Origin of the sequence: Paraoerskovia marina DSM 21750 (assembly GCF_000701465.1) — a bacterium.
Classification (GTDB): domain Bacteria; phylum Actinomycetota; class Actinomycetes; order Actinomycetales; family Cellulomonadaceae; genus Paraoerskovia; species Paraoerskovia marina.
Map to the genome: position 1 here is coordinate 68,574 of NZ_JNIY01000010.1, position 19,859 is coordinate 88,432.

A 19,859-nucleotide genomic window follows, 5' to 3' on the forward strand; every position below is an offset into this window, starting at 1 on the left:
CGAAAACCGCTATCCCTGGAGTTCCACGACGCTCTGACCGATCTTGACGGGCACACCCAGGGTAATCGGCATCACACCCGAGATTCGCTGGTCCCGGACGAACGTCCCGTTCGTGGAGCCGAGGTCCTCGACGAACCACTTGCCGCCGTCGGAGTAGAAGCGGGCGTGGCGCGACGACGAGTAGTCGTCGTCCAGCACCAGCGTGCAGCCGGGCGCGCGGCCGATCAGGATCGGGTGACCGCCCAGCGGGAGTGACGTCCCCCGCAGCGGGCCCGACGTCACGACCAGACGACGCGGCGTGCTCGACAGGGCGCCCGACGGCGTCGGCGGGCCCGACGACGGCGCGCCGGAGGCGACCGCGGGCTTGCGCTTGCGACGCTGGGTGATCCGCGTGCCGTACAGGTCCCGGCGCAGCACACCGACCGCCGAGAGCACGAACACCCACAGCAGCGCCAGGTATCCCAGCTTCAATAGGGTGAACGTCAGCTCGCTCATCGGTGCGTGATCACCACTCCTCGTCGTCGCGGGTGGGCGCGCCGGTCCAGAACATGATCCGCGTGCGCCCGATGGTCAAGGTGTTCCCGTCGAGGAGCGTAGCGGCTGGAACCTGATGACCCTCAACGTACAGGCCGTTCGTCGAGCCGAGATCCGTCGCGACCACACCGTCCCCGGTCACGCGGATCTCCAGGTGCCGGCGGGACACCCCGGCGTCGTCCACCACGATGTCCGCCTCGGAGCCGCGACCGATGACGGTGACCGGGCCCGTCAACAGGTAGCGCTGACCGTCGATGTCCACCAGGGGGTGCCGGGCCCCCGGGGACGACGTCGCGGGCGCCGTCGAACCACGGACCGTCGCCGAGGAGAGGGTGAAGCGGCCGGGCTCGAGCTCCGTGCTCTGCTCGAACGTCACGCTCACCGGCCCGACGAACGCATAGTGCTGCGAGGCGGCGTACTCCGTGACGTTGGTGGCGAGCTCGTCGGCGAGCGTCTCCGCGCCCCAGCCGTCGATCTGCGTGTAGTCGTCCTCCGACAGGTTGATGGTGTACTCGTTGGGCACGACGGTCCTGTCGCGGCCCACGACGGCGGCACGATCGTCGACCTCGCGGCGCAGCGCGCTCGCCAGCTCGACCGGCTTGACCTCGGTACGCCCACGCGAGAAAGCGCTGTTGACGGCGCGTTCGACGCCGCGCTCGAAACGATCTAGGACGCCCATGCCACCTCCTCCCGTCGACGCACACGGCGACGACGCCACAGCCGCACCCACCCGGTGCGGGCGCGGTCCCACTGATCGTAACGACGAGAGCGATCATTGGCCCTCTCGGTGCGACACGAGCGAGACACGGTGTGGTGAAGGTTCTGCGCACGCGCACCGGGCTGTCCCATTTGTCGCACGCACCGGCCGCCCCGCCGGGCTCGATTCAAGGATCAGGCCCGCTGCGTGCTAATCTCCTTCAGCGCGCGCGAGTGGCGGAATGGTAGACGCGCTAGCTTCAGGTGCTAGTGTCCGAAAGGGCGTGGGGGTTCAAGTCCCCCCTCGCGCACAGAGTCGGTCTCCTCCGGGAGATCGCAACGATGAAAGTCCCGACCGGGTCGACCGGATCGGGACTTTCGTCGTTTCTGGGGCGGCCGGTTGAGACCAGCGCCGCAGGTCGAGCTCAACCAACGCAGGTCGAGCCTGTCGAGACCGGGTTTCGACAAGCTCAACCACCGTCGGTCGAGCCTGTCGAGACCGGGTTTCGACAAGCTCAACCACCGTCGGTCGAGCCTGTCGAGACCGGGTTTCGACAAGCTCAACCACCGTCGGTCGAGCCTGTCGAGACCGGGTTTCGACAAGCTCAACCACCGTCGGTCGAGCCTGTCGAGACCGGGTTTCGACAAGCTCAACCACCGTCGGTCGAGCCTGTCGAGACCTGCCGTCAGCGGAAGCGCAGACGCTGCGCCTGGACCAGGCTGATCAGATCGGCCCCGACGCTCCGAGAAGCGGCGGCCAGCCGCTTCGCCGACTCCCGGAACCGGCGCCTGGCGTTCGTCAGCTGTTGGTCACTGTCCCAACGGCGCAGCATCGCGCCCAGACCCGCGACGTCGGAGAGCGCCTCGGCCTGCACGGCATGGTCTGCTGGCTCGAGTGCCTTGAGCCAGTCGGCGTAGCGATGTACTCGCTGCTCCATCGCGTCCGAGACGAGACCGCTCCGGCGTAGGTCTCGGACGTCGATCGCCGGCGTCGTCGGCCCGCTACGGGTCGGACGCTCGACGATCGTGACGCCCTGCAGCACCGCCTCGTCGAAGACGCCGTGCACCCGGGCCTTGAGGTGGGCGCGCGCGGCAGCCACGCCGCCATCGTCCCCTGCGGACGGGCCGCTCAGCCGGTGAAGGATGCTCTGCCGGTCCGCGGGGGACGTCGTGGCCGCGGTGGCCAGATGATTCGCGAGGTGGTGGCAGACCATGCAGAGCGTCCGGTTCCGGCTGAGAACGGTCCGGCCCCACGAGCCGACCATGCAGGCCGTGCAGAGCATGCCGTGCTCGATGAGCGTCACGCCCGTTCGTCGTGCCCTCTCGCGACGACGCGCACCCGGCTCGTGCTCGAGCATTCCGTCGATCCGCAGGTAGTACTTCTCCGCCATCCGTGGCTCCCTTCGCTCCTTCCCGCCACGGTCGTGGCGGGCCGGTCTTCCTCCTGGGGCACCGTGCGCGGGGTGGCGCGGTTGCCGGACCAGCACGCGGAGGGCGTATCGCTGGTCGCTCTTGACCTGGGGCAGGACGATAGCGACGGATGGCGGGTGGTGCAAACCGGGACAAGCAGGTCTCGACAGGCTCGACCGGCGGGGGTCTCGACAGGCTCGACCGGCGGGGGTTGAGCTTGTCGAAACCGGGTCTCGGGCTACGGGTCTCGACAGGCTCGACCGACGGGCTCGACCAACGTCAGACGACGTAGTCCGCCAGGTGCTCCCCGGTGAGCCCGGCCCGGGCGGCCACGAGGTCGGCCGGCGTGCCCTCGAAGACGACGCGACCGCCGTCGTGCCCGGCGCCGGGGCCGAGGTCGATGATCCAGTCGGCGTGCGCCATGACGGCCTGGTGGTGCTCGATCACGATCACGGACTTGCCGGCGTCGACCAGCCGGTCGAGCAGCCAGAGCAGGTGCTCGACGTCGGCGAGGTGGAGGCCTGTCGTCGGCTCGTCGAGGATGTAGGTGCCGCCCTTCTCGCCCATGTGGGTGGCGAGCTTGAGCCGCTGGCGCTCGCCGCCGGAGAGGGTGGTCAGGGGCTGGCCGAGCTTGACGTAGCCGAGCCCGACGTCGGAAAGGTGGCCGAGGATCTTCGCGGCGGCAGGGACGCGCGAGGCCCCGGTGCTGAAGAACTCGGAGGCCTCGGCGACGGAGAGCTCGAGGACCTCGCTGATGTTCTTGGCGCCGCCCGCGGAGTCGTCGTCGCCGAGGGTGTACTCGAGGACGGAGGCCTGGAAGCGTCGGCCCTCGCACTCCTCGCAGACGGTCTCGACGCTGGCCATCACCCCGAGGTCGGTGTAGATCACGCCGGCGCCGTTGCAGGTGGGGCAGGCGCCGTCGGAGTTGGCGCTGAAGAGACCGGGCTTCACGCCATTGGCCTTGGCGAAGGCCTTGCGGATGGGGTCGAGCAGGTTGGTGTACGTCGCGGGGTTGGAGCGCCGCGACCCGCGGATGGGGTCCTGGCCGACCGACACGACGTCGGCGCCCGCCGGGATCGACCCGTGGATCAGCGAGCTCTTGCCGGACCCGGAGACGCCGGTGACGACGACGAGCACCCCGAGCGGCACGTCGACGTCGACGTCCTGGAGGTTGTGCATCGAGGCGCCGCGGATCTCGAGGGTGCCCGACGGCGTGCGGACGGCGTCCTTCACCGAGGCCCGGTCGTCGAGGTGGTGGCCGGTGAGGGTGTCGGAGCCGCGCAGCCCGTCGACGGTGCCCTCGAAGCAGATCTCGCCGCCGGCGGTCCCGGCGCGCGGGCCGAGGTCGACGACGTGGTCCGCGATCGCGATCATCTCGGGCTTGTGCTCGACGACGAGCACGGTGTTGCCCTTGTCGCGAAGCTGGAGCAGGAGGGTGTTCATCCGGTCGATGTCGTGCGGGTGCAGGCCGATCGACGGTTCGTCGAAGACGTATGTGACGTCGGTGAGCGACGACTCGAGGTGGCGGATCATCTTCACGCGCTGCGCCTCGCCGCCCGAGAGCGTCCCCGACGGGCGGTCCAGGCTCAGGTACCCGAGGCCGATGGTCACGAACGACGCGAGCGTCGCGCGCAGCGCCTCGATCAGCGGCCCGAGCGACGCCTCGTCGAGGTCGTCCATCCAGGCGGCGAGGTCGCTGATCTGCATCGAGCAGAGGTCGGCGATGTTCTTGCCGCGGATCTTCGACGACCGCGCCCCGGCGTTCAGGCGCGTCCCGTCGCACTCGGGGCAGTCGGTGAACGTGACGGCGCGGTCGACGAACGCCCGGATGTGCGGCTGCATGGCCTCGCGGTCCTTGCTGAGCATCGACTTCTGGATGCGCGGGATCAGGCCCTCGTAGGTCATGTTGATGCCGGCGATCTTCATCCGCACGGGCTCGTGGTGCAGGAAGTCCGCGAGCTCCTGGTCCGTGTACTCCCGGATCGGCTTCTCCGGGTCGACGAACCCCGACTCGCGGTACAGGCGCATGTTCCACCCGCCGGCCGTGTATCCCGGGACGGTGATGGCGCCGTCGGCCAGGGACTTCTCGTCGTCGTACAGCTGGGTGAGGTCCAGGTCGGTGACCGTCCCCATGCCCTCGCAGCGGGGGCACTGCCCGCCGGTGATCGAGAACGACCGGCGTTCCTTCTCGGTCTTGCCGCCCTTCTCGAAGGTCACGGCCCCTGCGCCGCTGATGGAGGCGACGTTGAACGAGAACGCCTGCGGCGAGCCGATCTGGGGGTCGCCGAGGCGGCTGAAGACGATCCGCAGCATCGCGTTCACGTCCGTGACGGTGCCGACCGTGGACCGCGAGTTGGCCCCCAGGCGCTCCTGGTCGACGACGATCGCGGTGGTCAGCCCTTCCAGCACGTCGACGTCGGGGCGCGCCTGGGTGGGCATGAAGCCCTGCAGGAACGCGGAGTAGGTCTCGTTGATCATCCGCTGGGACTCGGCGGCGATGGTCCCGAACACGAGCGAGCTCTTGCCGGAGCCCGACACCCCGGTGAACGCGGTCAGACGGCGCTTGGGCAGCTCGACGCTGACGTCCCGCAGGTTGTTGACACGTGCGCCGCTGACCCGGATGAGGTCGTGCGCGTCGGCGGGGTGCGGGGTCGGCATGGTTACTCCCTGGTCGGCGAGGTGCGGCGAGTCGCTGCCATTGTCGTCCGACGTCGCGGGGTTGACGAGCGGAAGCGGCCCCCGGGCTATCTCGGCGTGTGGATCGAGTCGAGCGCGGCCCGGAGGCGCTGCTCGGCGTCCTCGGCGACCGCGCGGAGCTCGTCGTGGTCCGCGACGGACATCATCGCGTGCGGGTCCACGGCGTCGACCACCGTCGTCCCGCCGTCGGCCCGGACGACGACGTTGCACGGCAGGAGGGTGCCGACCGACGGGTCGGCCTGCAGCGCGCGGTGGGCGAGCGGCGGGTTGCAGGCGCCGAGCACCAGGTACGGCGGCATCTCGACCCCGAGCTTGGTGCGGAGGGTCGCGGCCATGTCGATCTCGGTCAGGATGCCGAACCCCTGAGCGGCCAGAGCCTCACGGACGGAGGCGACGGTCTCGTCGAACGGGGTGGGCACGGTGGTGGTGAGCGTGTAGGTCATGGTGTTCCTCCGGTGGTCGGTTGCGGGGACGTCGGGCACGACGTCGCTGTGCCGGCCCGTCGTCGGACGAGACCGAACGTCGTGGCCAGGACAGCGACGAGAGCCATCGAGGCGCTGAGCGGCGCCGACCCGAGGAGCAGGGCGGGCAGGAGCACGGTTCCTGCGGCGACGACGTCGCACGGTCCACACCCCAGGGTGCTCCGCCAGGCCTCGCCGCGCTCGGGGACGTAGGACGCGAGGATCGCGCCGCCGAGGCCGGCGCTGAGCGCGACGAGCGCGAGGTGGACGAGGCTGCCGGTACCCCCGCTGGCGCCGAGGTACCAGGCGAGCAGGACGGCGGCGGCGAGGGTGCCGGCGATCAGCCGTCGGGGGGAGGGTCGGACGGCCATCGTGCTCCTCCGGGTCGGGGTGGGCTGACCCTGTCTACGTTATACCCCAAGGGGTATGGCGTCGACCGTCTGGGGTCCGGCGCGAGGCTCGGGGCGGCGTGCGTGCGGAAAGAGTGTGAACGTCGGGTCAATGTTTGTGAAGAAAGGTGCAATCCCCAGGATTGCAGTCCTCAGCGGACCTACAGTGAGTCCTGACGTCCCGCCACGACGCGGAAATCTGCGAGCACCGCTCCGGCGTCAGGCCGATCCCGTCGACACCGCGGACCGACCGCCACACCTCGACGACCCGGCCGCACCACGGCCGTGGCTGATTGGAGAACCCATGAGCACGCACACTCCCGCCCACGGTGCCGAGTCCAACGACCGCCGTCGTACCGGCGCCAAGATCGCCCTCGCCGCCCTCGCCATCGGCGGGATCGGCGCAGCCGTGACCACCGCGGCCTGGACCGACGACGTCTGGATGACGTCGGGCGCCAACGCCGCGACCTTCGAGCTCGAGGGCAGCGTCGACGGCGAGACCTGGTCCGAGGCCGACGACGAGTCGACCGCGATCGTCATCGACGAGTCCGAGCTGGGGGAGCTCGTCCCCGGCGAGACCCGCACCGTCGAGCTCCAGCTCCGCAACGCCGGCAGCGCCGACGCGAACCTCGCGGACGCGACGGTGTCCACCACCGGCGAGGTCTTCGCCGGTGACACCCCCGCGACCGCCGAGGTCGACTCCGTCGCCGGCACTGTCCTCGCGCCGGGCGAGACGACGACCGCCGACCTGACCGTCTCCACCCCGGTCCTGTGGCCCGACGAGTACCAGGGCGACACCGGCAGCATCGTCATCACCTTCACCGCCCAGTCCTGACCCACCCGCCGCTGCACCGACCCCCGGAGGAGGAACCCGTGCGCAAGCTCCTGCGCGTCGTCGGGAACCTCCTGCTGGGGGTCCTTGCCGTCGTGGGCATCCTCAGTGCCCTGACCTGGGGCGCGACCGCCGCCGGGCTGATCCAGCCCGTCGTCGTGGTCTCGGGGTCGATGGAGCCGGAGATCGCCGTTGGCGACCTCCTGATCGACCGCCCGACCGACACCGACGACGTCGAGGTCGGTGACGTCGTCACGATCCCCAGCGACCTGACGGGCTCTCTCGTCACCCACCGGGTGATCGAGATCGAGCACCACGACGACGGCGGAGCCACCATCCGCATGCAGGGGGACGCGAACGAGCGCGAGGACGTCGAACCCTACGAGGTCGGCGACGAGGTTCTCGCACCCGTCGCGCAGGTCCCCGGTGCCGGGCGTTGGCTCGCGCTGCTGAAGCAGCCCGGCGTCGTCATCGGGCTGCTCGTCGCCGTGGTCGCGTGCATCGGGCTCACGATGCTGCCGCCGAAGTCCGTTCCGTCCGTCGAGCCTGGCCCGCCCGTCGAGCCTGGCCCGCCCGTCGAGCCTGTCGAGACGAGGGAACGGGTCTCGACGAGCTCGACCGCCGGGGTCTCGTCCGTCGAGCCTGTCGAGACGAGGGTCGGGGTCTCGACAAGCTCGACCGCCGGGGTCTCGTCCGTCGAGCCTGTCGAGACGAGGGTCGGGGTCTCGACGAGCTCGACCGCCGGGGTCTCGACGAGCTCGACCGCCGTGGGCTCGACCGACGGAGCGCGGCGATGACCCGCCGCATCCGCGCGGGCGCGTGGGCCGGTGCAGCCCTGCTCGCGATCCTCGTGTCCCTGCTCCTGGCGCGTACGGTCGCTCCCACCGAGGCCGCCTGGGTCGACGCCGCAGTGGTGTCTTCCTCGGCGAGCGCGGGGACCTGGAACTCCGGGGGAGGCGGCGACGGCCCGTTCACGCCCGGGAACGCGGACACGGTGATCACCGACGTCGGGTGGACGGTCAGCAGCGCGACGCAGTTCTGTGCGGACGTCGAGATCGCCACGGACAGCACCGACGAGGTCGCCTGGGCGATGGACGTCGACACCGCGGCCGCGCCCTTCAACTCGTCGTTCCCGGACGAGCTCCAGGGGGCCGTGGGGCCGGGTGGCGCGAGCCCGGGCGACGTCGTGACCGTCACGGGGACCGACGGCGGGGAGGGCGCGCCGTTTGACGAGATGTGGAACAACGCGCTGATCAGCGCGGGCCAGACCGCCACGGTGCACGTGTGCGACTACGCGGCGGGGCTCCCGTCGGTCGTCGACCCGGGTGACGACACCTATACGTACACGACCGCTTTGGCGGGGAGCAGTCCGTACAACGTGTGCGCCGTGACGACGGTGGAGGGGCACTCGGACCCGTTCTACGTGGGGTGGGAGGTCGTCCTCGACTGGTCGGACACCCTCGACGCTCAGGTCGCTGCGGGCCAGATCACCCAGGCGCAGGCCGACGACCTGGCGTCCGTGGACCTGACGCGCTGGGACGCATCCGGGGCGGTGGACGTCACGCAGGAGGGCGACGTGTACACGGTCCACGGCGCCACGGCCGAGAACGCGGCGGTCGTGGACGGCCAGAGCCTCACGGTCAAGGGCTGCGCCTCCTGACGGCGTCCGGCCCGACGGGGCTGCGTCCGTGGCACGATGGCGCGATGAGCGAGTACACCCCCGTCGCCCCCGACCACGTCGTGACCTGTGACGACGCCGGCAACCGCCTGGGCACCGTGCGGAGGTCGGCCGTCCACACCGTCGAGACCCCGCTGCACCTGGCGTTCTCCTGCTATCTTCTGGACGATGCCGACCGGCTGCTGATGACGCGCCGCGCCCTGGTGAAGAAGACCTGGCCGGGCGTGTGGACCAACTCGTTCTGCGGGCACCTGCGCTGGACGGAGGAGGCCGAGGACTCGCTCGTGCGCCACGCGGACCACGAGCTCGGCACCCGGGTGCGTGACGTCCAGGTGGTGCTGCCGGAGTTCCGCTACCGCGCCGTCGACGCCTCGGGCGTCGTGGAGAACGAGATCTGCCCGGTGTACGTGGCACGGGTCGACGGAGATCTCACGCCGAACCCCGACGAGGTGGCCGAGCACGTGTGGGCGCCGGCCGCCGAGGTGCTCGCCGCCGTGCGGGCCACGCCGTGGGCGTTCAGCCCCTGGATGGTGCGGCAGGTGTCCGACGCCGCGGCTGCGGCCGCCGAGGGCGGCTCACCGGGGGCGCGGACCCTGGCGACGGCGTTCCGCCTCGACGACTGAGCTGTCCCGACGTCTGAACCGCCTCGACGCCTGAACCGTCCCGTCGTCTGAGCTGTCCCGCCAGGCTCCGGGCACGCAAGAACCCGCGGGCCGGTGGGGGTCCACCTGTCGTGCTGGACGAGGGCACGACGCCCGCGGGTTCCGGTGACTGCGTGGGATTCGCCGACGTCACCCCCCGCTGGGGTGACACGCGATCGGCAGCTGCCGTCCGGTCGGTGCGCGACGTCAGCGCGCAACCACCTCAAGAGTCCGGGAATCAATCATTTCCTTGGACCACCTCCTTCCCTTGTGAGAACGACGCTACGCCTGCCGCGCGCGGAGGGGAAGGTATTTTCCGACGTCGGACGGCCGGGGCAGACTGGGGCGATGACGACGCGAATCATGACGGTGTGCACGGGCAACATCTGCCGCTCCCCGATGGCCGAGGTGGTGCTGCGCTCGCGGCTGGCGGCCGCCGGGCTCGACGACGTGGTGGTCGACTCCACGGGGGTCTCGGACGAGGAGCACGGCAACCCGGTCGACCCGCGCGCTCGCCGCGTGCTGCGCGAGCACGGGTACGAGGTGCCCGACCACGCGGCGCGTCAGGTGAGCGCGGAGCAGCTGGGCGACCGTGACCTGGTGCTGCCGATGACGGCGCAGCACGCGCGCGTCCTGCGGCGCCTCGCGGCGTCGGCGGGCGTCGACGACTCCCACGTGGTCATGTACCGGGCCTTCGACCCGTCGGCCCCGGCGTCCGACGGCGACTCTGCCGACCTGGACATCGCCGACCCCTGGTACGGGGACCAGGACGGGTTCGTCGAGTGCCTGGCGCAGATCGAGGCCGCGGCAGACGGCGTCGTCGAGCGGGTGCGCGCGCTGAACGGGGCCTGACGCAGGGAGGACGGCGCGGCCCCGCGCCCGGCCGCACCTACGCGTCGGGCGTGCTGCCCGGCGTCGTGCCGCCTGCCGAGGTCCCCTTCTCCGACTCGTCGAAGGCTGCGACGGCCGCGTGGACGTCGGGCACGACGTGGGGCATGAACTCGCGCGACGGCTCGGCGTTGCGGATGAGGTCGCGGACCTGTCCGACGTCGCGGGTCAAGTAAAGCGTCACACCCTTGCTCTGGAGGCTGTCGCGCAGCTCGACGAGCATCTTGGCGGCCGTGACGTCGACGAACGGGACGGTCTGGGCGTCGAGCACGACGGCGCGGGTGTCCTTGTCGACCCGGGCCTCGACGAAGTCCTCGATCATCGTGGAGTTCGCGAAGAACATCCCGCCCTCGACACGGAGCACGACCATGCCCTCGTGCGGGGTGGTGCTCCGCCCGTGCGCGGTGGCGCGGTCGGTGTCCACCCAGAGGTCGCCGGTCTGCCCGAGCTCGGCGATGTGCGGCTTCGACGCCCGCGAGAGGAGTAGCAGGATCGAGATGATCACGCCGATGACGAGGCCCGGCAGGGTGTCGATCAGCAGGACGCCCAGCAGGGTGGCGGCCGCGGCCCAGAAGTCGGACCGTGCGGCACCGCCGTACCGGACGCCGTGCAGCGGGGTGGCGAGCTTCCACAGCCGCACGAGCGCCTTGATGTCGACGAGCTCGAGGACGGCCGCGATCACGACCGCGGCGAGCACGGGCTCCGGGAGCGGCTCGAAGAGCGGGGTGAGGAAGAGCAGCGTGGCCAGGGTCAGGATGCCCGCCACGATGCTCGACCACTGGGACGTGCCACCGGCCGCGGAGTTCACCGCGGTCTTGGAGAGCGACCCGTTGACGACCATGCCGCCTGCGAGGCCCGAGCCGATGTTCGACATCCCCATGCCGATCAGCTCGCGGTTCGCGTCGATCTTCTCCGTCGTCGCGGACGAGCGGGCGGCGCCCAGCGACTCCGCGAACGCGACGGCCATGATGCCGAGGGCGGGGACCAGCAGGTCGGAGTAGTCCGAGAGCGCGAGGTCCGGCAGCCCCAGCGTCGGGATGCCGGGCTCGATGTGACCGACGATCTCCACACCCTGGTCGCCCAGGCCGAGGAACACCGACACCAGCACGCCCGCGGCCACGACGACGAGCGCGCCCGGGACCTTGGGCGCCCACCGCCGCAGCGAGAGCGCGAGGGCCAGGGCTGCGATCCCGAGCAGGGCGGACGCCCCGTGGATGTCGCCGAGCTCGCCGAACACGCCGATCGTCTTCTCGACGGCGTTCCCGTCGACCGAGTCGAGCCCGAGCAGCTTGGGCACCTGGCCCACGATGATGACGATCGCCATGCCGATGATGAAGCCCTTGAGCACGGGTTCGGAGACGAACGACGCGAGCACGCCGAGGCGTGCCACGCCCGCGACGATGCAGAGCAGGCCGGTGACCAGGGCCGCCCCCGTCGTCAGGGCGAGGAACGCGGCGTCGTCGCCCGGATGCAGCGCCCCGACGACGGCGGCAGACAGGGCGGCGCTCGCGGCCATCGGGCCGACCACGAGTCGGCGCGAGGTGCCGAACACCGAGTAGAGGATCAGGGACGGGACGGCGGCGTAGAGGCCGACGACGGGGTCGACGCCCGCGATCGTCGCGTACGCCAGCGCCTCGGGGACGAGCACCGCCCAGACGGTCAGTCCGGCGATGACGTCCTTGCGGGGGGTGCCCCCGCGTAGAGCTTCTCCGAGTCGCATCAGTCTTCCTCCTGCCAGGCGCGTGCGTCGTGAACGGCACGCAGGGTGGATTCGCGCAGAGTGGTGGTGGTGATCCTGATCCGGTCCTGGCCGATCTTGGCCGTCGTCCCGGTGCGTTCGAGCTGTGCGGCGAGGTCGGCGCTCACGCCGACGAGGTAGAGGCGCGAGTCCGCGGTGGCGAGACGCTCGGAGTACCGGTCGACGAGGGCGATGAAGGTCGAGCCGAGCTCCTCCTTGCCGCGGAGGTTGAGCAGGACCGCGCTCCGGTCGGTGGTCGCGCCGACGGCGGGGAGCTGGGCCTCCGCGATCGGGGTCGCGGCGAAGAACAGCGACCCGTACGGGCGGATGACGACGATCTGCTCGTGGCCGAGCTCGGAGGGCAGGTCCTCCTCGGTGAAGCTGCCGTCGGGGTTCGGGATCCAGCGGCGGAGCGTGACCTTGTTGGACTGCTTGACGACGAAGAGGATGAGCGAGGTCCCGACGCCGACGAGCACCGCGTACTGGAGCGGGATCAGGATCGTCAGGACGAACGTCACGAGCATCGCCGTCGCCTGGACGCCGCCGGTGCGCAGGACGCTCTTGGCGGCGGAGACCTTGAAGCTCCGGATGCCGACGACGATCAGCAGACCCGCCAGCGCGGGCATCGCGACCTGGCCGACGGCGTCGGACAGCGCGAGGACGACGACCGCCATCGTGAGGCCGGCGACGAAGAGGGCGAGCCGGGTGCGGGCCCCGGCGCGGGTGACGATCGCCGTGGCCGACATCGAGCCGCCGACCGGCATCCCGGAGAACATGCCGGACGCGATGTTGGCGATGCCCTGCCCGCGGAAGTCCCCCGAGGGGTCGGGGTAGGTGCCGTCCGGGTTGGGTGTGGACGCGCTGATCGCGGCGCCCTGCACGAGGCCGACGAACGCGAGCGACGCGGCCGGGACGAGCAGCTCGGCGATCAGGGAGAGGTCGGGGAGCGTGATGCCCGGCAGGCCGGCCGGGACCGTGGCGATGTCCGACAGGATGGGGACACCACCGAGCGGGACGGCGATCAGCGAGCCGAGGACGACGGCGGCCACCATGCCCAGCGCGCCGAGCCTCGTCCTCTCGAGCACGACGATCAGGCTGATGGTGATGGCGCCGATGATGACGGCGTACCAGTTCCATGACCCGATGTGTACAAGGGTGTCGACGGCCTCGTGCAGGCGTGTGGCGCCGGTGCCGTCGTAGCCGGTGATGTCGTCGAGCTGCCCGAGGACGATCGTCACCGCGACGGCGTTGACGAACCCGACGAGCACCGAGTTGGGCACCCAGCGGACCACGCGGCCGAGCCCCGCGAGCCCGAGCCCGAGCATGATCAGTCCGGTCAGTACCGCGACGGTGAAGAGCGCGGTGTCCCCGTCGTCGCCCTGGACCTGGGGGATGTCGCCGACGACGACCGCCATCGCGCTCGTCGCCTGGACCGCCATGAACGCGGAGCTCGTTCCGAGCGCCCCGAAGAACGTGCCCATCATGTACCCGTAGAGCCCGTAGATCGGGTTCACCCCGGCGAGCAGGCCGCCGGCAAGGCCGTCCGGCACCGACTCGACGCCGAGAGTGATGCCGGCGGGGACGTCCTTGCGCCAGTGCTGGAAGAGCCGTCGACGCGGTCGCTTCGGGCTGTCGGACGGCGAGTCTGGCATTGAACATCCCGTGTCGTCGAGGGCTGACCGGTGGACGATCTGACGCTACTCCTGGGGCAGAATTCCCGACACGTGACACGAAGGCACGCACCGAGGATCTTCGAGTTGTTCAAACTACCGTCACATGCCGCGGCGGGCGACGTGGCGCGTCCCGCCGTCGAGCCGCCGTCGGGACGCGTCGACCGGCCAGCGCGCACAACTGGTCCAGGTCGGCCATGATCGACGCGAACCGTCTTGGTTCGTACGACGGAGGTGACCACGTGGGGCGCGCACGCGCGAAGTTCGGGCGTCCGACGCCCCGGGACGCGGCCAGCGGATTCGTCACCGGACTCTTCTCGATCCCCGAGGGCATGGCGTACGCCAGCCTCGGCGGCTTCGCGGCCCCGATGGGTCTGTGGTCCGGGGCGGTCCCGACCATCGTCGGGTCGCTCTTCTCCCGCACGGTCCTCATGGTCACGACGCTGACGAGCGCGACCGCGCTTGCGTCCAAGAGCGTGCTCGCGGACGCAGGACTCGACCCGGGCGACGTCGGCGCCGTCGCGACGCTGACGCTGATGGTCGGTGCCGCGATGCTGCTGATGGGCCTGCTGCGCATGGGGTCGGCGATGGCGTTCGTCTCGGCGGCCGTCATGACCGGCTTCACCACGGGCATCGCCGTACAGATCCTCGCGGGGGTGATGAAGGACGCGACCGGGTACGAGCCGGAGCGGTCGAACACCGTCGCCAAGATCGTCGAGACGTTCGCGCACGTCGGCGACTGGGACGTGATGACTGTCGTGGTCGCGGCCTCGACGGTCGGACTGTGGGCAGCGGTGCGGACGTATCGACCCCTGCGTGCGACGGCGACCCTGATCGCACTGGTCGTCGTCAGCGTGGTCGCGGCGGTCGCGAGCCTCGACGTCGTCCGCGTCTCCGACATCGCGACGATCCCCCGCTCCCTTCCTCCCCTGACCCTCCCGGAGCTCGCCGCGGCACCGCAGCTCGTCTCGGGGGCGTTCGCCATCGCGCTCGTCGCGCTCGCCCAGGCCGCCGGGATCGGGGCCGCCGTCCCGAACCCCGACGGGTCCCGCGGCGACACGTCGGGCGACTTCCGTGCCCAGGGCGCCGCGAACCTCGCGGGCGGACTCTTCGGCGCGCTGCCCACCGGCGGCTCGCTCTCGCGGACGGGCGTCGCCACCAGCGGTGGTGCGCAGACGCGGTGGGCGGGGATCTTCGCCGGCGTCTCGCTGCTGGTGATGGTGCTGATCCTCGGGCCGGTGGCGGGCTCGATCCCGATGGCGGTGATCGGCGGCCTGCTGATCGTGATCAGCTTCGAGCTGATCCACGGTCGCCTCGCGGACATCAAGCTGGTCGTCCGTACGGCCTGGCCGTCGACGGTCGCGATGATCGTCACGTTCCTCGCGACGACGCAGCTTCCGCTCCAGGTCGCGATCTTCCTCGGCGCGGGACTCTCGATCCTGCTCTACGCGGTGCAGGCGGCACGCTCCGGCCGCCTGGTCCGCCTCACCCCCACCGAGGACGGCGACTGGGCGATCGGCGAGGTTCCCGACACCGTGCCCAGCGGGACGACGATCGTGCTCCACTACACCGGCCACGGCTTCTTCGCGGAGGCCGTCCGCCTCGACGACCAGTGGCCGTCCGTCGACGGGGCCCGCGACGCCGCGATCGTCCTCTCCCTCCGGGACGCCGTCGGCGTCCCCTCCACCACGCTGCTGAAGATGTTGCGCAGCCGCATCGAGGCATGGCGGGCGCACGACGTCCACGTCGTCATCTGCGACGTCAGCGGCGCACTGCACGACCGACTGCGCAAGGCGGGAGTCCTCGACACGCTCGGCGACGCCGTGGTGCGCGACACGGGGACCGTCCTGGGCGCGCTCGAGGCCGCGTGGGCGCTCGCGGAGGAACGGCGGGTCGCCGACGAGATCGAGCACCGAGCAGAGGAAGAACGATGAGCGACTTCTTGATCGACCTGGCACGGGTCGCGATCCTGACCTTCGTCATCACGTCGATGGTCGCTCTGGGGCTCTCGCTGACGGTCTCCCAGATCACGGCACCGCTGAGGTCCGCCCGCGTGGTGGTCTTCGCCCTGCTCGCCAACTTCGTGGTCGCCCCGCTCGCGGCGTGGGGGATCGGCGAGGTGTTCGGTCTCGACGACACCGTCCAGCTGGCACTGATCCTCCTCGGCGTCTCGGCAGGGGCGCCGTTCCTGCCGAAGCTCGCGCAGATGGCGCGGGGCGACGTGGCCTACTCCGTCGGCCTGATGGTGCTCCTGATGGTGGCGAGCGTCGTCGTCGTGCCGCTCGTTCTCGCCACCCCGCTCGTCGGGGTGGAGGTCAGCGCCTGGGACATCGCCCGCCCCCTCGTTCTGCTGATGCTGCTCCCGCTCGTGGTCGCGCTCGCCGTCCGGGCCCGGTATCCGCACGCGGCCGACGCCGCGGCACCCCTGAACAGGATCTCGTCGACCGCGCTCGCGCTCGGCCTGGTCGCGGCGGTCGTCGCCGGGTTCTCGCAGTTCGTCGACCAGTTCGGGACGGGCATCCTCCTCGCGACGCTCGCGCTGCTGGTGGTCTGCCTGCTGGCCGGGTGGGTGCTCGGCGGCAGCGGGCGCGAGCAACGGGTCGTCTCGTCGCTCGGTGCCGGGCAGCGCAACCTGTCGGCCGCGCTCCTCGTCGCCGGCACGAGCTTCACGGACACGCCCGAGGTGCTGGTCGCGGTGCTGCTTGGCGCGCTCCTGCTCACGATCGTCCTTCTGGCGCTCGCAGCGGAGCTGGGGCGTCGCGTTGATCGGGCCGATGTCTGAAAGTCGACGATTGGTTGTCAAAACCGACCAATGGGCAAAGCGTTCGTGAAGAGTCTGTGGAGCCCGTGCCTCCGCGCTGCAGGATTATAACGAAGGAGTAACGTCATTCTCACCAACTCGTCTTGAAGGAGAGCGATATGAGCACACCAAAGCCAGCCACCGAGGCCACCATCCGCGCGAACCGGGCTGTGCGAGACAAGCTCCCCTTCGACGACACGACCGACTTCGAGAATGCGGACCGCGGTCTGGTCGTCCGCGCCACCGGGCAGGTGCTCACCGACGAAGGTGACGTCGCCTGGGACTTCGACCGGTGGAGCTTCCTCGAGGGCGAGTCGCCCGACACGGTGAACCCGTCACTGTGGCGCCAGAGCCAGCTCGTGTCCAAGGCGGGCATCTACAAGGTCGCCGACGGCATCTACCAGGCCCGCGGCTTCGACCTCTCGGTCGCCTCCTACATCCGTGGTGAGAAGGGCTGGATCGTCGTCGACCCGTCGATCAGCGTCGAGCCGACCAAGGCCGCCTACGACCTGATCCGCGAGCATGTCGAGGACCTGCCCGTCACGGCCGTCATCCACACCCACTCGCACATCGACCACTACGGCGGCGTGCGGGCCTTCGTCACGGACGAGGACGTCGAGGCCGGCAACGTGCGGATCATCGCTCCCGTGGACTTCCTCGAGGAGTCCGTCAGCGAGAACGTGATGCTCGGCAACGCGATGGCGCGGCGCAAGTCCTACATGTACGGCGAGATCGTCGGGTACGGCCCGGACCGTTCCGTCGGTGCAGGACTCGGCCAGGTCACGTCGGCCGGGGAGGTCACGCTGATCCCCCCGACGGACATCATCTCCGAGACCGGGACGGAACTGACTGTCGACGGCGTCCGCATCGTCTTCCAGCACACGCCCGGTGCCGAGGCCCCCGCCGAGCTCTGCTTCTACCTCCCCGACCACAAGGCGCTCTGCGGGGCCGAGATCGTCACGCACACGCAGCACAACCTCTACACGCTGCGTGGTGCCAAGATCCGCGACTCGCTGATCTGGTCCAAGCACCTGCACGAGATGCTGCAGCTGTTCGGCGACGCCGAGGTGCTCTTCTCCTCCCACCACTGGCCCACCTGGGGCAACGGCGAGCTCCGCGACCTCATCGAGTCCCAGCGGGACATGTACCGGTACCTGCACGACGAGACGGTGCGGCTCGCCAACAACGGCTACACCCCCGTCGAGATCGGTGAGCAGATCGAGCTGCCCGACGCGCTCGCCCAGCGGTTCGCCAACCGCGGCTACTACGGGTCGATCAACCACAACGTGAAGTCGACGTACGTCTACTACCTCGGCTGGTTCGACGCGAACCCCGCGACGCTCAACCCGCTCGAGCACGTCGACGCCGGCCCGCGCTACGTCGAGTACATGGGCGGCGCCGACGCGATCATCGAGAAGGCTCGTGCCGACTTCGAGAAGGGCGAGTACCGCTGGGTCGCCGAGGTGCTCAACCACCTCATCTTCGCCCAGCCGGAGAACACCGAGGCCCGTGAGCTGCAGGCCGACACGTTCGAGCAGCTCGGGTACCAGGCGGAGAACGGCACGTGGCGCAACTTCTACCTCACCGGTGCGATGGAGCTGCGTGATGGCATCCGCAAGCAGCACGTGCTTGTCACGGCCAGCGCCGACTCGGTCCGCGCCATGTCGGTCTCGATGTTCCTCGACTACATCGCGATGCGGATCAAGGCGCCGGAGGCCGTGAACCTCTCGTCCACGTTCGCGGTGGTCCTGCCCGACATTGACGAGAAGTACGTCCTCGAGCTCGGCAACGGGGTGCTCAACCACCGCCCCGGGACGTCCGACGACGTCCAGGCCACCCTGACGTTCGACCGTTCCGTCCTGGACGCGGTCGTGCTGGGGACCACCGACATCCCGGACGCCGTCGAGAACGGCGACGTGCAGGTCGACGGTGACATCACCGCCGTCCGCGAGTTCGTCGCCCTGCTCGACGTGTTCGACTTCTGGTTCGACATCGTCACCCCGTGACGACATGACGAAGGGCCCGTCGCACCGGCGAGGGGCCCTTCGTCGTGCCAGGGTCGGGGCATCCGCGCCGGGCGCTACTCGTCGATCTTGTCGCGACGGCGCTCGTCGACCGTCCGCGCGGCCTCGCGGGCGGCCCGCAGGTTGGCGGCACGACGACGGTCGGCACGGCTCGCGAAGAGGCCCGGCCTGGACGGGGTCGACTCGTCGTCCGACGTCCCGGACTCCGCGTCGCCCGCGCCGTCGTGCGGGCTGCCCGGCGTCTCGGGGTCACGCAGCAGGTGTGACTCCACCAGCTCGTGCCGCGTGAACCAGGTGTTGGCCGCGGCCTGGAAGGTGGCCACGATCGGGAGCGAGAGGAAGGCGCCCACGGCGCCGAAGACCGAGCCGAACCCGATGACGGCGACGAAGCTGACGGCTGGGTTCATCTCCAGGGCCCTCGCGGTCACCTTCGGCGCCAGGATCAGGTTCTCCACCTGCTGGTAGGCGATCACGAAGACGAGCACGCCGATCGCCTCGGGGACCCCCTGGGAGGTGAGTGCGATCGCGGTCGGCAGCGCACCACCGAGGTAGGTGCCGATGGTCGGCACGAACTGCGAGACGACGCCGGTGAACAGCGCGAGGGGGAGCGCGTACGGCGTGTCGATGATGAGCAGGAAGATGCTGGTCGCTACGGTGCAGAACGTCGCGAGGACCACGCGCGAGTTGATGAAGTCGGAGACCTTGACCTGGGTGATCTCCCAGAGGCGGAGCACCTCCTCCTGCCGGTGCGGAGTCAGCCACGCGCAGATCGACTGCCGGAACCGTGGGCCGGCCGCGAGGAGGTAGTAGACGATCAGGGCGATCATGAAGAACGAGAAGACGACGCCGAGCACGCTCGCCCCGACCATGAGGGCACCGGCAGCCACGTCGTTGCCCCAGGTGCCCAGTGCCTGGCGCAACAGCTCCTCCGACTCGGGGAGCGAGGCGCCGAGAGTCTCGTCGGCCCACACGGCGATCTCGGCGTAGGCGTCGGGCACCGACTGCACGAGCTGCACGAGCTGCTGGACGAAGAGGTTGCCGAAGATGGCGATCACGGCGGCCGCGGTCAGAATGGCACCGATCAGCACGACGAAAGCGGCGATTCCGCGGCGCCACCCGCGTCGGACGAACCACACCACGAGCGGCTCGAGCATCAGCATCACGAAGAACGAGATCAGAATGTTGGTGAGCAGTCCCGTCAGCTGCCCAAATGCGTAATAGACAAACATTCCGGCGAAAACGGCGAGTACCGCCCAGAACAGCGCGCGGGGGAGCCAGCGCGGCGGGCGCCGGGTGTCGTGCTGGACGGCTCGGAACTCGCGCCGATCCGCGTCTCGCTCGGCCTCGGCGCCCGACGGGCCGGAGCGTGGCGGGGGGACTGCGTCGTCGCTCATGCCTCGG

At 70.3% G+C, this 19,859-nt stretch carries 17 protein-coding genes, 1 tRNA gene, 1 pseudogene and 1 riboswitch; of the genes and pseudogenes, 10 read left to right on the plus strand and 9 right to left on the minus strand.

Translation table 11 applies throughout. The features are described from left to right. Positions 1 to 9: 9 nt before the first annotated feature. Positions 10 to 495, minus strand: a complete 486-nt coding sequence (locus Q343_RS0112390) for an FHA domain-containing protein FhaB/FipA (protein ID WP_029253886.1) — start codon at positions 493 to 495, stop codon at positions 10 to 12. A 10-nt stretch (positions 496 to 505) separates the two neighbouring features. Continuing rightward, complete coding sequence (locus Q343_RS0112395; RefSeq protein ID WP_029253887.1) at positions 506 to 1,213, minus strand: FHA domain-containing protein; 708 nt, start codon at positions 1,211 to 1,213, stop codon at positions 506 to 508. A gap of 245 nt (positions 1,214 to 1,458) precedes the next feature. On the opposite strand from Q343_RS0112395, the gene Q343_RS0112400 reads away from it, so the two are divergent. Further along, positions 1,459 to 1,541: transfer RNA gene (locus Q343_RS0112400), tRNA-Leu, on the plus strand. A 31-nt stretch (positions 1,542 to 1,572) separates the two neighbouring features. Next, positions 1,573 to 1,899 (plus strand): annotated as a pseudogene (locus tag Q343_RS15760) (DUF1720 domain-containing protein); the annotation flags it as partial. Between the two features lie 17 nt (positions 1,900 to 1,916). Here the strand turns inward: Q343_RS15760 and Q343_RS15635 are convergent. From Q343_RS15635 to Q343_RS0112420, 4 genes are all read right to left on the minus strand, one after another. Then, complete coding sequence (locus Q343_RS15635) at positions 1,917 to 2,621, minus strand: hypothetical protein (RefSeq protein WP_029253888.1); 705 nt, start codon at positions 2,619 to 2,621, stop codon at positions 1,917 to 1,919. A gap of 10 nt (positions 2,622 to 2,631) precedes the next feature. Next, positions 2,632 to 2,748, minus strand: a riboswitch (SAM riboswitch). 171 nt (positions 2,749 to 2,919) lie between these two features. Beyond that, a complete protein-coding gene (locus Q343_RS0112410) occupies positions 2,920 to 5,298 on the minus strand; it encodes an ATP-binding cassette domain-containing protein (RefSeq protein ID WP_029253889.1) in 2,379 nt (792 codons plus the stop codon). An 86-nt stretch (positions 5,299 to 5,384) separates the two neighbouring features. Then, a complete protein-coding gene (locus Q343_RS0112415; protein WP_029253890.1) occupies positions 5,385 to 5,780 on the minus strand; it encodes a DUF302 domain-containing protein in 396 nt (131 codons plus the stop codon). Then, positions 5,777 to 6,169, minus strand: coding sequence for a hypothetical protein (locus Q343_RS0112420; RefSeq protein ID WP_029253891.1), 393 nt, complete (start codon positions 6,167 to 6,169; stop codon positions 5,777 to 5,779). The genes Q343_RS0112415 and Q343_RS0112420 overlap by 4 nt, the downstream gene beginning before the upstream one ends. A 322-nt stretch (positions 6,170 to 6,491) precedes the next feature. Between Q343_RS0112420 and Q343_RS0112425 the strand changes: the two genes are divergently transcribed. From Q343_RS0112425 to Q343_RS0112445, 5 genes are all read left to right on the plus strand, one after another. Next, the gene (locus tag Q343_RS0112425) at positions 6,492 to 7,022 is read left to right on the plus strand and encodes a CARDB domain-containing protein (RefSeq protein ID WP_029253892.1); all 531 of its coding nucleotides are present in this window, start codon (positions 6,492 to 6,494) and stop codon (positions 7,020 to 7,022) included. A gap of 38 nt (positions 7,023 to 7,060) precedes the next feature. After that, positions 7,061 to 7,816 carry a signal peptidase I gene (locus tag Q343_RS14635; RefSeq protein WP_052367193.1) on the plus strand — a complete coding sequence of 252 codons (756 nt, stop codon included), beginning with the start codon at positions 7,061 to 7,063 and terminating at the stop codon, positions 7,814 to 7,816. Then, positions 7,813 to 8,679, plus strand: coding sequence for a hypothetical protein (locus Q343_RS0112435; RefSeq protein WP_029253894.1), 867 nt, complete (start codon positions 7,813 to 7,815; stop codon positions 8,677 to 8,679). The genes Q343_RS14635 and Q343_RS0112435 overlap by 4 nt, the downstream gene beginning before the upstream one ends. A 44-nt stretch (positions 8,680 to 8,723) precedes the next feature. Continuing rightward, entirely contained in the window at positions 8,724 to 9,320 is a 597-nt protein-coding gene (gene idi / locus Q343_RS14210) for an isopentenyl-diphosphate Delta-isomerase (RefSeq protein ID WP_052367194.1), read from the plus strand. Between the two features lie 366 nt (positions 9,321 to 9,686). After that, positions 9,687 to 10,190 carry a low molecular weight protein-tyrosine-phosphatase gene (locus Q343_RS0112445; RefSeq protein WP_029253896.1) on the plus strand — a complete coding sequence of 168 codons (504 nt, stop codon included), beginning with the start codon at positions 9,687 to 9,689 and terminating at the stop codon, positions 10,188 to 10,190. Between the two features lie 37 nt (positions 10,191 to 10,227). On the opposite strand, the gene Q343_RS0112450 is transcribed toward Q343_RS0112445, so the two are convergent. Both Q343_RS0112450 and Q343_RS0112455 read right to left on the minus strand, forming a co-directional pair. Beyond that, positions 10,228 to 11,946, minus strand: coding sequence for a SulP family inorganic anion transporter (locus Q343_RS0112450; RefSeq protein WP_081829826.1), 1,719 nt, complete (start codon positions 11,944 to 11,946; stop codon positions 10,228 to 10,230). Then, positions 11,946 to 13,616, minus strand: coding sequence for a SulP family inorganic anion transporter (locus Q343_RS0112455; protein WP_043110073.1), 1,671 nt, complete (start codon positions 13,614 to 13,616; stop codon positions 11,946 to 11,948). Before Q343_RS0112455 ends, Q343_RS0112450 begins: the two co-directional genes overlap by 1 nt. A 260-nt stretch (positions 13,617 to 13,876) precedes the next feature. Between Q343_RS0112455 and Q343_RS0112460 the strand changes: the two genes are divergently transcribed. From Q343_RS0112460 to Q343_RS0112470, 3 genes are all read left to right on the plus strand, one after another. Beyond that, positions 13,877 to 15,568: a SulP family inorganic anion transporter gene (locus tag Q343_RS0112460; RefSeq protein WP_029253899.1), complete on the plus strand. Its 1,692-nt coding sequence runs from the start codon at positions 13,877 to 13,879 to the stop codon at positions 15,566 to 15,568. Beyond that, positions 15,565 to 16,416, plus strand: coding sequence for a bile acid:sodium symporter family protein (locus Q343_RS0112465; RefSeq protein WP_029253900.1), 852 nt, complete (start codon positions 15,565 to 15,567; stop codon positions 16,414 to 16,416). Before Q343_RS0112460 ends, Q343_RS0112465 begins: the two co-directional genes overlap by 4 nt. A gap of 137 nt (positions 16,417 to 16,553) precedes the next feature. Then, positions 16,554 to 18,440 (plus strand): alkyl/aryl-sulfatase, encoded by a 1,887-nt coding sequence (locus tag Q343_RS0112470; RefSeq protein ID WP_052367198.1) that lies wholly within the window; start codon positions 16,554 to 16,556, stop codon positions 18,438 to 18,440. Positions 18,441 to 18,514: 74 nt separating this feature from the next. Here Q343_RS0112470 and Q343_RS0112475 read toward each other — a convergent pair whose 3' ends face one another. After that, positions 18,515 to 19,852 (minus strand): AI-2E family transporter, encoded by a 1,338-nt coding sequence (locus Q343_RS0112475; RefSeq protein ID WP_081829827.1) that lies wholly within the window; start codon positions 19,850 to 19,852, stop codon positions 18,515 to 18,517. Between the last annotated feature and the right edge of the window lie 7 nt (positions 19,853 to 19,859).